The sequence below is a fragment of the Maribacter dokdonensis DSW-8 genome (assembly GCF_001447995.1).
In the GTDB taxonomy this organism is placed as follows: domain Bacteria; phylum Bacteroidota; class Bacteroidia; order Flavobacteriales; family Flavobacteriaceae; genus Maribacter; species Maribacter dokdonensis.
In genome coordinates this window covers 1,264,243-1,279,354 of sequence record NZ_LDPE01000001.1, presented here as the reverse complement: position 1 = coordinate 1,279,354, position 15,112 = coordinate 1,264,243, and the positions used below count along the sequence as shown (strand labels likewise).

Sequence of the window (15,112 nt, the reverse complement as noted above, 5' to 3'; positions counted from 1 at the left end):
TTTACAAATAAAAAATGGAATTGATATTTATATCCTATAAGATTAAGCAACAGGTGATAATTGCTGCTTTATTTCTTGAAATTTAATAATGTAGTTGGTTCCTTTCTTAGACATATCCCTAGTAATAGTACCCTTTAATTGTCGGGTAAGATTATGGATTAATTTTAATCCTAAAGATTTTGTAGTCTTATAATTAATGGTTTCCGGGAAACCAATACCGTTGTCACCAATTTCTAGAATGTAACAACTCTTCTCGTTAGTATCTTGTTGGAGTTTTATACTGATAATACCTTCTTTGTCCCCTTCAATACCATACTTTAATGCATTGGTCAAAGCTTCGTTGATCAATAATCCTAGTGGTATGGCGGTATCAATTCCTAATTTAATGTCTGGAATATCTATTTTTAAATCTACATGGTTGTCATTGCCTTTAATAGATCTTATAAGGTATTCACCCAATTCCTGAACATAAGATTTATACTCAATATGGCTAATGTCATTACGCATATACAACATTTCATGAACCATGGCCATGGCTATGACCCTATTCTGTGTTCCTTTTAAAAGCCCTTTCATAGGTCCGGTTTCTATGTTTCTTGATTGCAAGCTTAAAAGACTGGAAACGGTTTGTAAATTATTCTTTACCCTATGGTGTACCTCTTTTAATAGATTTTCCTTTTCATGCACCTGTAAATACAATGCTTTTTTAGAACTGTACATGGTATTGTAGGTCTTTAGCAAAGTTTTGCCCAAGGTGTTGCCTAAAATAAAAACAGAAAATAAGATGGATACCAAGCTAAATATAGGTCTAGATGCTTCAGGTACCATATTCTGGGTAATGCTCAGTTCTGGTATGGTCTGTGTAAAAACCAGAAGAATGAGTATAATAATGATATTAAGATAGATTCTACCATATCTTGTACTATATATAAAACCTCCAAAAGCTATTAAAGGTATCATGAATATAAACGGACTAAAAATTCCGCCGCTATATAAGGTAATGACGACTGCCGCAATTAACCCGATTATAGATGAAAAATTGAATGTAGGTAGAATAACCTTATGAGACCTAAAATATAGTAGATTGATACTATTCAATATTGAAAAGCCAATAAATACAAAAGGGATGATTTGGGTAATATTTAAAAAGAAATAGCATAATACCCCAAATAGAAAGGAGATAATGCTTGTGGTATAATTTACCCTTAAAAATAGTTTGGTTTTATCCTGTAGACGTTCTTTGTCAATGGTAAATCCGGGCATAGATATTATTTATGTACTAGAAAACATACGAATTACGTAATGTAAATCTAATTATGTTTTTATCATTATACTAGTATTTTCGTGTTTAGTATAGTTAAAACGACGAATATTATTCTGAATAACGCATTTTTTTTGTCTAAATAATGGTTAAAAATATGAAATAAACTGTTAATGGCTGATTTCATTTTAGAATCCAAAAAATGAATTATAAAGTTGATTGAGGTATATGTAGTTTATTTTAAGTGAGTTAAACCGGGGTATTAAAAAAGGCATCCATAATGGGATGCCTTTTTTAGATATTGATTTCTATTTAAATTAATCTTGGGTTAAAACCCATGATCCATTTTGCAAAAGTGGCTCTGCCTGTTTAAATTTTACCGTTTTACTTTCCCCGCTCATTACATTTTTAATGGTAACACGCTCATTACGGCCAATTTTTGGCTGTTCTCTTGTAATGGTCTCGGTAATTGCTGGGCGTTGACCTTGATTTTGACTAACAGCTCTACTACGTGCCGCTAACTCATCGCTATTCGGTATTTCTTCTTTTGTAGTCTGTAGGTTTTCTTTTTTTCTAATGTTTCTTTCTTCTTGAATAGCATTTGCATTTTCAGAAGGTAATTCACCTTTGAAAAGGAAAGAAACCACTTCTTTGTTCACTTTTTCGATCATAGATTTAAAAAGCTCAAAAGCTTCAAATTTATAAATCAATAAAGGATCTTTTTGCTCATGAACGGCTAATTGTACAGATTGTTTCAACTCATCCATCTTACGAAGGTGCGTTTTCCATGAATCATCTATAATAGCCAAGGAAATGTTCTTTTCAAAATCTGTGATCAACTGCTTACCGTTACTATCATAAGCATCTTGAAGATTGGTGACAACATTTAAGCTTTTGATACCGTCTGTAAATGGAACTACAATTCGCTCAAAATTATTGGCATTATCTTCATGAACTTTTTTGATCACAGGGAAAGCCGCAGCGGCATTACGCTCCATCTTATCATTATAATGGTCGTATGCTGCTTTATAAATTTTTCCGGTTATCTCCTGAGCAGATAATTTTCCAAATTCAGCTTCATCTACAGGAGCTGTCATAGAGAAATATTTGATCAGCTCAAACTCTAAATTTTTATAGTCGTTGGCAGCCTTGTTGCTCTCTACGATCACCTCACAGGTATCATACACCATATTGGCGATATCCAATTTTAATCGCTCTCCTTGTAGGGCGTGACGGCGTCTCTTATAAACAACTTCACGTTGGGCGTTCATTACATCATCATATTCCAAAAGACGTTTACGTACACCAAAGTTATTTTCCTCAACTTTTTTCTGAGCTCTTTCAATAGACTTGGTCATCATACTATGCTGAATTACTTCGCCATCTTCCAAGCCCATTTTATCCATCATTTTAGCAACCCTGTCCGAACCGAACAAACGCATTAAGTTGTCTTCTAAAGAAACATAGAATTGAGAACTTCCAGGATCTCCTTGACGACCAGATCTACCACGTAACTGTCTATCTACACGACGAGAATCATGTCTTTCCGTACCAATAATTGCTAGACCACCGGCTTTCTTAACCGCATCTGACAATTTAATATCGGTACCACGACCAGCCATATTCGTTGCTATGGTTACCACACCGGCATTACCTGCTTCGGCGACAACATCAGCTTCTTTTTTATGAAGTTTAGCGTTCAAAACGTTGTGCGGTACTTTACGTACACTCAATAACTTAGATAATAATTCTGATATCTCTACAGAAGTTGTACCGATCAAGACAGGTCTACCTGCTTTACTTATTTTGGTTACTTCTTCTATAATAGCGTTATACTTTTCTCTTTTGGTCTTATAAATAAGATCATTTTTATCTTGTCTGGCAATTGGTCTGTTTGTTGGTATTTCCATAACATCCAACTTATAGATTTCCCAGAATTCGCCAGCTTCTGTTACAGCGGTACCTGTCATACCAGATAATTTGCTGTACATTCTAAAATAGTTCTGTAACGTAACGGTAGCAAAGGTTTGTGTTAGCGCTTCAATCTTTACATTTTCCTTGGCTTCAATTGCTTGGTGTAATCCGTCCGAATATCTACGACCGTCCATAATACGACCAGTCTGTTCATCTACGATCATAACCTTGTTGTCCATTACTACGTATTCCGTATCTTTTTCAAATAGGGTATATGCCTTTAATAATTGGCTCATGGTATGTATACGCTCGCTCTTTACGGTGAAATCTTTAAAAAGCTCTTCTTTTAGTTCGGCTTCTTTTTCAATTTCAAGATTTTGATTTTCAATCTTCGCTATTTCTGCACCTATGTCCGGCATTACGAAGAAATCTTTATCCTGCTCGCCAGAAATATAATTAACCCCTTTATCGGTCAATTCTATCTGGTTGTTCTTTTCATCTATAACAAAAAGTAGGTCTTCATCAACAACAGGCATTTCCCTATTGTTATCTTGCATGTAGTAATTCTCGGTTTTTTGAAGTAATTGTTTTACTCCTTCTTCACTTAAGAATTTTATTAAAGCCTTGTTTTTTGGAAGTCCACGGTAAACCCTTAATAAAAGGAAGCCCCCTTCTTTGGTATCACCTTCGGCAATCAACTTTTTAGCTTCTGCCAAAACACCGGTTAAATGCTGACGTTGTTTTCTTACGATCTCATCTACCTTTGGTTTCAGCTCATTGAATTCATGACGGTCACCTTCTGGTACTGGACCAGATATAATAAGTGGTGTACGTGCATCATCTACCAAAACTGAATCTACCTCATCTACAATGGCATAATTATGTGGGCGCTGTACCAAATCTTTTGGTGTATGCGCCATGTTATCCCTTAGGTAATCAAATCCAAATTCATTATTTGTTCCATAGGTAATATCTGCATTATAAGCTGCACGTCTACCATCTGAATTTGGTCTGTGGTGATCAATACAGTCTACCGATAACCCGTGAAACTGAAATATGGGCGCCATCCAAGCACTATCCCTTTTTGCCAAATAATCGTTTACGGTAACCAAGTGGGCACCGTTACCGCTTAATGCATTTAAATATAAAGGTAGTGTTGCAACCAAGGTTTTACCTTCACCTGTTTGCATTTCTGCAATTTTTCCTTGGTGCATGGCAATACCGCCAATTAATTGAACATCATAATGAACCATGTCCCAGGTTACCTCTTTTCCGGCGGCATCCCATGAATTTTTCCAAATAGCATCTGTGCCGTCAAGAGTAACATAATCTTTGGAGCCTGACAGGGTTCTGTCATATTCAGAAGCGGTTACCTTTAAGGTTTCGTTATTGGCAAAACGCTTTGCGGTCTCTTTAACCACGGCAAAGGCTTCTGGTAATATTTTATTGAGTGTTTCTTCTGAAATAGTGTAAGCTTCTTCTTTTAACTTATCTATTTCAGTATAGATATCTTCATTTTTATCGATATCGGTAGAGTTTTTAACCTCTTCCTCTAAAGTGCTGATTTGATCTGTCTTTTCTTTGATGGCATCTTGAATGGCCCTTTTGAACTCTATGGTTTTTTGCCTTAGCTCATCATGACTAAGATTTTCAAGCTGCGATTCAAATGATTTTATCTTATCTACTAAAGGCTGTAATTCTTTTACGTCTTTCTGTGATTTATCACCTACAAAAGCCTTTAGGATGGAATTAATGAAACTCATATATTTTAAACTATTAGAATTGAAACTTTCTTACTTGTTATTAAGCAAGAATATATTTCAAAATGTTTTAGAGCCGATAAATATTTTCGACACTATAAAAGAACAAAAGGTATTCCAGTCTTGATTTTTGAACGGATTTACCTAAAAACATGTCAAAATTACATAAAAAAAAAGCCTCCAAGGAGACTTTTTAGTAGTAATTATGATATCGAATATTAATATTCGTCCTCGTTCCAGAGGTAGTCTTCTTCCGTAGGATAGTCCGGCCAAATTTCTTCTATAGATTCGTATATCTCGCCACCTTCTTCTTCCATAGATTGTAAATTTTCTACGACTTCTAATGGGGCTCCAGTTCTGATGGAGTAATCTATTAACTCATCTTTACTTGCCGGCCAAGGTGCATCACTTAAATAAGATGCTAATTCTAATGTCCAATACATAGTAATTGTTTGATTTTAATTTTTTGCAAAAGTAATTTTTAAATTGAGACAGCAAAGAAATTACGTGTAAATTTCAAGTAATCGCAATATTTTTTTCGCATTTGTTTATTGATAACGAATAAATTACGGAATTATTAGTCCTTTTTATTTGGGATCCATTTTATTTCATTCGCCTGTAGATTATACGACAATTTTCGTGCCAATACAAATAGATAATCAGAAAGTCTATTTAAAAATGACAGCACATTGATATCAAATGGTTCTGTTTGAAATAATAATGTAGCTATTCTTTCAGCTCTTCTACAAACGGTTCTTGCTATATGACAGTATGACACTGTTGTATGGCCGCCAGGAAGAATAAAATGTGTCATTTGTGGAAGTTGCCCATCCATTTCATCAATAGCTTGTTCTAAATAATTGATTTCAGTGTGCCCAACTTTGGTGATTTTTAATCTTTCTTCTCCGTTTTTAAGCAATTCTTTTTCTGGATCAGTGGCTAAAATGGCACCTACGGTGAATAAATGTTCTTGTATGATTATTAGTTGCTGCTGGTGAACTTCATCTATTTGTTGATCTCTAATGAGTCCAAGCCATGAGTTTAGTTCATCTACCGTACCATAACTGTCAATTCTAATGTGGTGCTTTGGTACACGAGTACCACCAAAAAGACCCGTAGTACCGTCATCACCTGTTTTAGTATATACTTTCATTTTGTAGTTTATGGAATTAGGGTATAGATGAGTTAATTTGTAAGCTAAGATTAAGCAAAGGGTTTAAGATTAGTTAGCTATTCTTCTTTTTTGGTTTTACGCTCATAATCTCCCATAAATTTTCTTGACTTACGGGCGCTAGATTTGCCTTTGTTAGTTATACGTATGGCTATATAAATAGCAAATACAACTCCTAAAACTATATATATGGTATTACTTTGCATTGAAATTTACTTTAGTTTAAAATTACTTGTTTAAATCCGTATTTTAAAATGTTCCTTTACTTGTTCCTTTCTAAAGAAAACAATGCCACAATAAAAGAGGTCTAGTGTAACGCGAACATGCTCCATTTCTTTGAGTTGTTTCCACTTTTTTAAATTTTGTGGGTTTTTATGAATTCCGTCTAAAAGTAGCATGGTATCATTAGAAAGGTCATTCACTTTAAAATTGGGCTTATTTATATCGGTTATATCGCCAAAGACAACAGCTGCATTGCTATCAACAATAGATATATTTGGACAATTCGTAATTATTTTTTCTTCGGATGATTTACTGGTGTTCAATAAATGAATAGTTCTATAATCAAAATAGTGAACACTTTTAACTAATACTTTTAGTGTAATGGGAAGTTTGATTTTTGTTTTCTTGTACAGACATTTGGTGACATAATTATATACAAATGGAGAATGCACACCATGCTGATTGGTAGCAGAACAAAGAAACTTTAAATAAGAAATTAAGCGGTACACGTATTACTTTTACAATTTTGCCAAAAGTAAGAATAGTGATGCAACTTATAATTTATACGGTAAGAATAATATGTGTTGAAAGTAGGTTATGGTAAGAAATAGGGTAGGTATAAGATCGGGGCGAAAAGGAAAATTAATGATGTATTAAGAAAGTTTAGCTCTGTTCAATTTAGTAGTGAATTTCAAAGCCTTGATTACTCTGTTGTTTTTGTTCTTGTACAATCTTGCAACTTCAATCGTGTTTTCAGTTTCAATAGTTGGTACGGTAATATCATTAATTTCAATTGTTTGAACCATCTCTATTTGTGCAGTTTCGATTTCCAAAGAAACATTCTCATTGTTAGCTTGAGCCTGAGCGAAGAAACATGTGAAAAAAAGAGCGGTTAAAAGAATAATTGATTTCATAATATTTGTTTTACACTGCTAAAGTACAGGCAAGCACAAACATATTTTGCCGCTCGTCGTCGGTTACCATTTAACTATAGACGAATGGTAAATTGGCTTCGTTTATTATTTTTGGACAAGATGAAAATTCAATTGGAAATCAGGTGTTGTAATATCCTCAATAACCGTAGGTATTGGTGTTGATAGCTTTAGTTTTTAAAAAAGCTAGTTATTGATAGAAGGTATGATATACAGTTGAATGTTTATTTGAGTTTGAGTTTGAGTTTGAGTTTGATTTTGAGACTTGAACTTGAGTTCGTATTTAAAAAGTAGGTTTTGGTAAGAAATGGGGTAGGTATAAGATTGGGGCGAAAAGGAAAATTAATGATGTATTAAGAAAGTTTAGCTCTGTTCAATTTAGTAGTGAATTTCAAAGCCTTGATTACTCTGTTGTTTTTATTCTTGTACAATCTTGCAACTTCAATCGTGTTTTCAGTTTCAATAGTTGGTACGGTAATATCATTGATTTCAATTGTTTGAACCATCTCTACTTGTGCAGTTTCAATTTCCAAAGAAACATTCTCATTGTTAGCTTGAGCCTGAGCGAAGAAACATGTGAAAAAAAGAGCGGTTAAAAGAATAATTGATTTCATAATATTTGTTTTACACTGCTAAAGTACAGGCAAGCACAAACATATTTTGCCGCTCATAGTTGGGCGACATTTAACTATAGACGAATGGTTTTTACCATTCGTCTATTATTTTAATCAATAAAATAAATGTGGGTTTTATTGCTAAAACAAAGGTTAGCCTTCCATTAGTGCAGAAAGCTCAAACCATCTTTCGGTCTTACTGTCTATGGCATCGGTAATGTCGTTCAACTCAATAGATAAGTTCTTAATGTCATCACCACTCAATGATCCATCGGTGAATTTTTCTTGAAGCGCTACTTTAGATTTTTCCAATTTCTGAATCTCTCTTTCTAGCTTTTTAAATTCTTGCTGTTCAGCATATGAGATTTTTGTACCTGTATCGGCTTCTTTCCAATTGGTCTTATTGGTAGGCTGTGATTCTTTCTGCTCCCTTTTTTCTTGTATTTGACTGTCTTCGTATGCACGATAGTCAGAATAGTTGCCAGGGAAATCCTCTATGACAGCATCGCCCCTAAATACAAATAAATGATCTACGATTTTATCCATAAAGTAACGATCGTGAGATACTACCATTAAACAGCCTTGAAAATCCATTAAGAAACTTTCCAGTACGTTCAAGGTAACAATATCCAAATCGTTGGTTGGCTCATCTAAAATTAGAAAATTAGGGTTTTGTATCAATATGGTACATAAGTACAAGCGCTTACGTTCGCCACCACTTAGTTTATCTACAAAATCATATTGCTTTTTCCTGTCGAACAGAAAGCGTTCCAATAACTGCTGCGCAGAAATTTGTTTTCCCTTCATTAAAGGTATGTAGTCACCAAATTCACGAATGACGTCTATAACCTTTTGGCCTTCTTTTATTTTTATCCCTTTTTGGGTGTAGTAACCAAACTTTATAGTGTCACCTACTACTACTTTACCGCTGTCTGGTTGATCGCGCCCACTTAGAATATTTAAAAAGGTAGATTTGCCAGTACCGTTTTTACCTATAATACCAATACGCTCTCCCTTTTGGAAAACATATTCAAACTTATCTAAAATAGGTTTGTTAGGAAAAGATTTAGAAATCTTATGAAGCTCAAGAATTTTACTTCCCATACGCTCCATGTTCAGTTCTAATTGAATTTGATGGTCTTTTCTTCTTTGACTTGCTTTATCTTTAATTACAGCAAAATCATCTATTCTGGATTTCGATTTTGTTGTACGTGCTTTAGGTTGTCTACGCATCCATGCAAGTTCCTTTTTAAAAAGGAGTTCTGTTTTGTGATGCTCTACCGCTTCTTGCTCTATACGGGCCTCTTTTTTCTCTAAATAATAGGAATAGTTTCCTTTGTAGGGATATAACTTTCCATTTTCGAGCTCTATGATTTCATTGCAAACACGTTCTAAAAAGTACCGGTCGTGTGTTACCATGAACAAAGTCATGTTTTCTTTGGCAAAAAACTCTTCTAGCCACTCGATCATTTCTAAATCTAGGTGGTTGGTAGGTTCATCCAAAACCAAAAGATCTGGCTTGTTGATCAAGGCGTTGGCCAAAGCCAATCGTTTTTTTTGCCCACCCGATAATTTATCGACCTTGGCACTTAGGTCATCTAACTTCAGTTTTGATAGAATCTGCTTATACTGAGTTTCAAAATCCCAAGCTTCAAAACGGTCCATTGCTTCAAATGCTTTTTGGTATGCATCTGCATCTTCTGGGTTTTGAAGCGCCTTTTCATAATTTTTAATGACTTCAAGAACTTCGTTGTCAGAAGCAAAAATGGTTTCCTCAATGGTCAAGTTCGGGTCCATATTGGGTTCCTGAGCAAGAAAAGATACACGGGTAGATTTACGATAGTTCACTTGACCACTATCTGGAGTGTCCGCTCCTGAAAGAATATTAAGTATAGATGTTTTTCCTGTACCGTTTTTAGCGATTAGGGCTATTTTTTGGTCTTTGTTGATCCCAAATGAGAGATTGTCAAAAAGCACCAATTCGCCATAGGATTTTGAAATATTTTCAACGGTAAGTAGATTCATAAAAGGGTAACTGAATTTTATTTTTTGCGTAATTGCTTGGTCTTAAAATAATAGATCAAATATAGATAGCGAATTGCCAATGTCAACAAAACTATTATTAATAGTATAGAGAATACCTGAATTTTAAATAACCATAAAATACTGGTAATGCCTAAAAGTATTGTCAAGAAAACGGAGTAGGTAAATACCCACTTGGGAACTGTTTTCCTTAAAAGAATAAATGAAATAAAAAGGTTAGGAGCAAATGCCCAAAGTGAATTAAAATTTGCTTTGGTAGCCAAGTGGTCTGTAGCAAACCAAAGGAACAGTATAAGTACGCCCGCTAAACCTGTAATTGTAAATAATGTAAAGTCTAACCATCTATTTCGGCGTAGGTTTTTATAATCACGGTACGTAAAATAACCTACGATTACCAAAAGAACGCAAAGCCAAAATAAAGGGGTTGCAATGAATAGCGATTTATCTTCTTGCTCTGGTATGTCTAGTAGTATTGATTCTTTTTTAACTATAGGTTTACCGTTTAAGGTAGTATGCTTCATTTGCTCATACACATATATAGGAAGAAACAAATGCTCGTAAGGTGTCGCTGCTCTGTCAATTACAGAACCTAAAGCTAGGTCAATACCAAAATTTGACCACGAATTAGGGTTCAATTTTAAACGTATCAGCTCCCTAAATGTTAGTTGTTCTTTTAGATGATTGTAATCGAATTTAAATGTGTTGCCCAAAGTTTTTTCAAACACCATTGGTATTCTGGTGGCACAGTTGTCAAACAAAAAGTCATATTTGTATTTTTTGTTTTGTGGTAGCAAGTTATGTTCCAAGAAGGATACAATAGCGTTTCGTTGTTCAAGGTCAACATCTAATACTTGCTCCTTAACCCAACGTTTTTCTTGTTGATAGCTGTATTTAAAATACTTAAACGGTATTCGTGAAATGGTATAGGATAATTTACCGCGGGTGAAATTTAAATAGAAATTTGGATCCTCAAAATCATAGGTGCCGTAACCATATACTTCATCTATACCCAAAGTAGGATCTTGTAAACGAATGGCACTATGTCCAAATTTAGCGGCTAAATCTTCACCCGTGCCCACTGTTAATAGGCTAATTTTAGATAAAGGCGATAACTGGGCATCTTGAGCTTGACCCCAAAAAGCAACAATACATAAAAAGAGAAATAAAACGATTTTTTTGAACATAACCCTATTGGTACATAGCGTTTACAAAGATGCGAATAATAACAGACTTCGCAGATATTGCTTTTTTATAATTTTTTGTAAAATTATCTGTATACAGGTTTTAAGATTGTAATGCATAAAAGCCACCTCAATGGGGTGGCTTTTACTTTAATTATATTCAGTTGGCGATTAAGAAATGGTAACGACCAGATCATCTTGCTTCACCATACTGCCTTCTTTTAAGCTTACTGATTGTACTTTGCCAGATTTAAATGCGGTAACCGTAGTTTCCATTTTCATAGCTTCAATAACGAATAGGGGATCGTTCTCTTTTACTTCTTGACCTTTTTTAACCAATACTTTATATAAAGAACCTTGTAACGGCGCACCAATTTGGTCATCGTTTGCCGGATCTATCTTTTCGTTTTCTTCAATTTTAAGATTTAAAGAGGTGTCTAAAACATCTACGAACCTATTTTCACCGTTTACTTGAAAGAACACGGTTCTCATACCTAACTCGTTTGGTATACCTACAGATAATAATCTAATAATTACAGTTTTGCCCGGCTCTAATTCTATCAATGTTTCTTCACGCAATTTCATACCATAGAAGAAATGCTTTGTAGGTACCAATGCTAGGTTGCCATACAGCTTGTAGTTCTCATGTGCTTTTTCAAACACTTTTGGATATAGGGTGTACGATAGAAAATCCTCCATTTCTATGGCTCTTGTAAAACCTTTTTGAAACTTCTTCTTAAAGGCTTTGAATTCTTTATCAAAATCCGTTGGCGCCAAATGGGCATTTGGTCTGTTCGTGTATGGCTTTTTGTTTTTCAGAATAATCTTTTGAAGCTTTTTAGGGAATCCGCCAACGGGCTGACCTAGATCTCCCATAAAGAAACTGATAACAGAATCTGGGAAAGATATTTCTTCGCCCCGCGTCATTACATCTTCAGTAGTAAGCTCATTGGTTACCATAAAAATGGCCATGTCGCCCACAACTTTTGAGCTAGGTGTTACTTTGATTAGGTTCCCAAAGAGTTTATTGACATCAGCGTACATTTTCTTTACTTCATCAAATCTGTCACCTAATCCTAATGCTGTTGCCTGTGGACGTAAGTTTGAGTATTGACCACCTGGAATTTCATGACCGTATACTTCTGCAGTACCAGATTTTAGTCCAGATTCAAACGGGTAATACAATTCTCTTGTATCTTCCCAATAATTAGAAAACTGGTTCAGCTTCGGCATATCGAATTCATGAGCCCTTGGCTGATTTTTCATCATTTCAACTACCGAATTAAAGTTGGGCTGAGATGTTAATCCAGAGAGACCGCCCAACGCAACATCGATCACATCTACGCCAGCTTCAATCGCTTTTAAGTACGTTGTTGTCTGTAATGAAGAAGTATCGTGGGTATGTAAATGAATAGGCACGTTTACAGTGTCTTTTAACGCGGTTACCAATTCTGTAGCGGCATAGGGTTTTAAAAGACCCGCCATATCCTTGATGGCGATCATATGCGCACCGGCATTTTCCAGGTCTTTTGCCAGCTGTGTGTAATATTTTAGGTTGTACTTGGTTTCGTTGACATCTAAAATATCACCCGTATAACTCAATGCGGCCTCGGCAATACCACCGGTTTTATTACGAACATAATTAATACTTGGCTCCATGGCCTTTACCCAATTGAGCGAATCGAATATTCGGAAAATATCAACTCCGTTTTCCCAAGATTTCTCTACGAATTTTTCTATTAAATTATCTGGGTATGCTTTATAACCTACTCCGTTTGATCCTCTAAGAAGCATTTGAAATAAAATATTGGGTACAGCTTTGCGTAGCTCTCGTAATCGTGTCCACGGACTCTCATGTAAAAATCGCATACTAACATCAAAAGTTGCACCGCCCCAAACTTCCATACTAAAGGTGTTTGGGTGGTTCTTTGCATAACTCTCGGCAACGCGCAACATGTCATACGTACGCATTCTAGTTGCCAATAGTGATTGATGCGCATCGCGCATAGTGGTATCCGTATAATGAATTTTCTTTTCATCCATTAACCAAGCACAAAATTTTTCGGGACCCATTTCGGTCAGCATATCTTTTGTTCCCTTTGGAGGCGCTTCTAACGGATTGAATTTTGGAACCTTTGCATTTCTAAAGACCTTGTTCTCATCTATATACTTTACATCAGAATTACCGTTCACAATAACTTCCGCCAAAAAGTTCACCACCTTTGAGGTTCTATCCTGTGGTAGTTTAATATCGAATAGGGCAGGAGTGTTCTGTATAAAATTAACGGTTACCTTACCTTCTTTGAAAGTAGGATGCTGTATTACATTCTGAAGGAAATGTATGTTGGTCTCTACGCCTCTAATTCTAAATTCTTTTAACGCACGAACCATTTTACGGGTAGCACCGTCAAGTGTTCTGCCGTGCGAGGAAACTTTCACCAGCATGGAATCAAAAAATGGACTCACTTGATATCCTTGATAAATACTACCGGCATCTAAACGAATTCCCATACCAGAGGCACTACGGTACGTGGTTACCGTACCATAATCTGGGGTAAAATTGTTGCCCGGATCTTCGGTGGTCAATCTACACTGTAAGGCAAAGCCATAAGTGGCAATGGTTTCTTGACCGTATATTTTGATTTGCTGACTATCTAATTTATAATTGCCGGCAACGAAAATTTGTGTTTTTACCAAATCTATACCGGTTACCATTTCTGTAACCGTATGTTCTACCTGAATTCTAGGGTTTACCTCAATAAAATAGATATTGTCATTGGGATCTACCAAAAACTCTACGGTTCCAATATTGTTATAGTTAACTTCTTTGGCAATGTCAACGGCATATTTATAAAGGTTTTGTTTTACTTCTTCGCTAACGTTATGGGAAGGTGCGATCTCTACCACTTTTTGGTGACGGCGTTGAACGGAACAATCGCGTTCATGTAAGTGGCGAATATTTCCATGGTTATCTGCTACGATCTGTACCTCTATATGTTTAGGGTCTTCCACATATTTCTCAAGAAACATGGTGTCGTCTCCAAATGCATTGAGAGCTTCATTTCTGGCAGAATCAAAATTCATTTCTAGATCTTCATCTTTTCTAATAATGCGCATACCACGACCGCCACCACCAGATGCAGCCTTAAGCATAACAGGGTAGCCAATAGTAGCGGCTTCTGACAAGGCAATTTTTAAAGAAGTCAATTTCTCTTTATTGCTTTCAATGATAGGAACGTTACATTTTACGGCTACTTTCTTGGCAGTAATCTTATCGCCCAAGGCATCCATCACTTTTGGGTCAGGACCTATAAAGATGATGTCATTGGCAGCACATTGTCTTGCAAATTCAGAGTTTTCAGAAAGGAATCCGTAGCCTGGGTGTATGGCATCTACATTTTTAGCCTTTGCCAATGCTATAATTTGAGGAATGTCCAAATAAGGTTTTAATGGCTGATTATCTTCACCAATTTGGTAAGATTCATCGGCTTTGTTGCGGTGTTGAGAATAGCGGTCTTCATAAGTGTAAATGGCAACCGTTTTAATGTTCAGCTCGGTACAGGCACGTAATACACGTATGGCTATCTCACTTCGGTTAGCTACTAAAACCTTTTTAATTTTCATTTTTTGACAATATTTTTATGGTTAGTGTTATGATGTATTCTTGTTATAAAAATCTATTTTTTGTTGATTATTGTTACATTGGTCATAATTTAAACTTAATATCTTAACTAAACAATACTATGCGTGCATAATATTTTTCATATCCCTATTATTTTGTGATATGTTATAGTGAAAGTTAGTTTTTATTCTGATGGGGTGGGTGTAAATAAAAGTAAAACAGTTATTTAGGTGTTGATTTGAACTGGTTTTAGGTTTAGTGAAAACAAAGAATACTGTTGTTGCTATAGTATTTTTATGTTGAAAATCTTTACCACCATTTAATTATATTATTTTAGAGCAAATATTGTTAAAGGGGCATACCTATCTTGCCCCTTTTTTGACCTTAGGCGA

At 35.3% G+C, this 15,112-nt stretch carries 11 protein-coding genes; all 11 read right to left on the bottom strand.

Annotated elements, in window-relative coordinates:
• Positions 1-42 precede the first annotated feature (42 nt).
• The gene (locus I600_RS05565; RefSeq protein ID WP_058103482.1) at positions 43-1,263 is read right to left on the bottom strand and encodes a sensor histidine kinase; all 1,221 of its coding nucleotides are present in this window, start codon (positions 1,261-1,263) and stop codon (positions 43-45) included.
• Between the two features lie 315 nt (positions 1,264-1,578).
• Positions 1,579-4,938 (bottom strand): preprotein translocase subunit SecA, encoded by a 3,360-nt coding sequence (secA, locus tag I600_RS05560; protein WP_058103481.1) that lies wholly within the window; start codon positions 4,936-4,938, stop codon positions 1,579-1,581.
• Positions 4,939-5,153: 215 nt separating this feature from the next.
• Positions 5,154-5,378, bottom strand: a complete 225-nt coding sequence (locus I600_RS05555) for a DUF2795 domain-containing protein (protein WP_027064442.1) — start codon at positions 5,376-5,378, stop codon at positions 5,154-5,156.
• A 134-nt stretch (positions 5,379-5,512) separates the two neighbouring features.
• Entirely contained in the window at positions 5,513-6,088 is a 576-nt protein-coding gene (locus tag I600_RS05550) for a cob(I)yrinic acid a,c-diamide adenosyltransferase (protein WP_058103480.1), read from the bottom strand.
• 77 nt (positions 6,089-6,165) lie between these two features.
• Entirely contained in the window at positions 6,166-6,312 is a 147-nt protein-coding gene (locus I600_RS19305) for a hypothetical protein (protein ID WP_167342528.1), read from the bottom strand.
• Between the two features lie 30 nt (positions 6,313-6,342).
• On the bottom strand, positions 6,343-6,651 hold the full coding sequence (locus tag I600_RS19160; protein WP_157490844.1) for a hypothetical protein: 309 nt from the start codon (positions 6,649-6,651) through the stop codon (positions 6,343-6,345).
• A gap of 330 nt (positions 6,652-6,981) precedes the next feature.
• The gene (locus I600_RS05540) at positions 6,982-7,242 is read right to left on the bottom strand and encodes a hypothetical protein (RefSeq protein ID WP_058103478.1); all 261 of its coding nucleotides are present in this window, start codon (positions 7,240-7,242) and stop codon (positions 6,982-6,984) included.
• A 371-nt stretch (positions 7,243-7,613) separates the two neighbouring features.
• A complete protein-coding gene (locus tag I600_RS05535) occupies positions 7,614-7,874 on the bottom strand; it encodes a hypothetical protein (RefSeq protein WP_058103477.1) in 261 nt (86 codons plus the stop codon).
• A gap of 153 nt (positions 7,875-8,027) precedes the next feature.
• Entirely contained in the window at positions 8,028-9,899 is a 1,872-nt protein-coding gene (locus I600_RS05530) for an ABC-F family ATP-binding cassette domain-containing protein (RefSeq protein WP_058103476.1), read from the bottom strand.
• A 17-nt stretch (positions 9,900-9,916) separates the two neighbouring features.
• Positions 9,917-11,101, bottom strand: coding sequence for a lipoprotein N-acyltransferase Lnb domain-containing protein (locus tag I600_RS05525; RefSeq protein ID WP_058103475.1), 1,185 nt, complete (start codon positions 11,099-11,101; stop codon positions 9,917-9,919).
• 168 nt (positions 11,102-11,269) lie between these two features.
• Complete coding sequence (locus tag I600_RS05520; RefSeq protein ID WP_058103474.1) at positions 11,270-14,722, bottom strand: pyruvate carboxylase; 3,453 nt, start codon at positions 14,720-14,722, stop codon at positions 11,270-11,272.
• Positions 14,723-15,112 lie beyond the last annotated feature (390 nt).

Excerpts from the sequence above, each read along its gene's own strand:
- I600_RS05565 (WP_058103482.1), bottom strand. The coding sequence starts at position 1,263 with ATGCCCGGATTTACCATTGACAAAGAACGTCTACAGGATAAAACCAAA.
- secA (WP_058103481.1), bottom strand. The coding sequence starts at position 4,938 with ATGAGTTTCATTAATTCCATCCTAAAGGCTTTTGTAGGTGATAAATCA.
- I600_RS05555 (WP_027064442.1), bottom strand. The coding sequence starts at position 5,378 with ATGTATTGGACATTAGAATTAGCATCTTATTTAAGTGATGCACCTTGG.
- I600_RS05550 (WP_058103480.1), bottom strand. The coding sequence starts at position 6,088 with ATGAAAGTATATACTAAAACAGGTGATGACGGTACTACGGGTCTTTTT.
- I600_RS19305 (WP_167342528.1), bottom strand. The coding sequence starts at position 6,312 with ATGCAAAGTAATACCATATATATAGTTTTAGGAGTTGTATTTGCTATT.
- I600_RS05540 (WP_058103478.1), bottom strand. The coding sequence starts at position 7,242 with ATGAAATCAATTATTCTTTTAACCGCTCTTTTTTTCACATGTTTCTTC.
- I600_RS05535 (WP_058103477.1), bottom strand. The coding sequence starts at position 7,874 with ATGAAATCAATTATTCTTTTAACCGCTCTTTTTTTCACATGTTTCTTC.
- I600_RS05530 (WP_058103476.1), bottom strand. The coding sequence starts at position 9,899 with ATGAATCTACTTACCGTTGAAAATATTTCAAAATCCTATGGCGAATTG.
- I600_RS05525 (WP_058103475.1), bottom strand. The coding sequence starts at position 11,101 with ATGTTCAAAAAAATCGTTTTATTTCTCTTTTTATGTATTGTTGCTTTT.
- I600_RS05520 (WP_058103474.1), bottom strand. The coding sequence starts at position 14,722 with ATGAAAATTAAAAAGGTTTTAGTAGCTAACCGAAGTGAGATAGCCATA.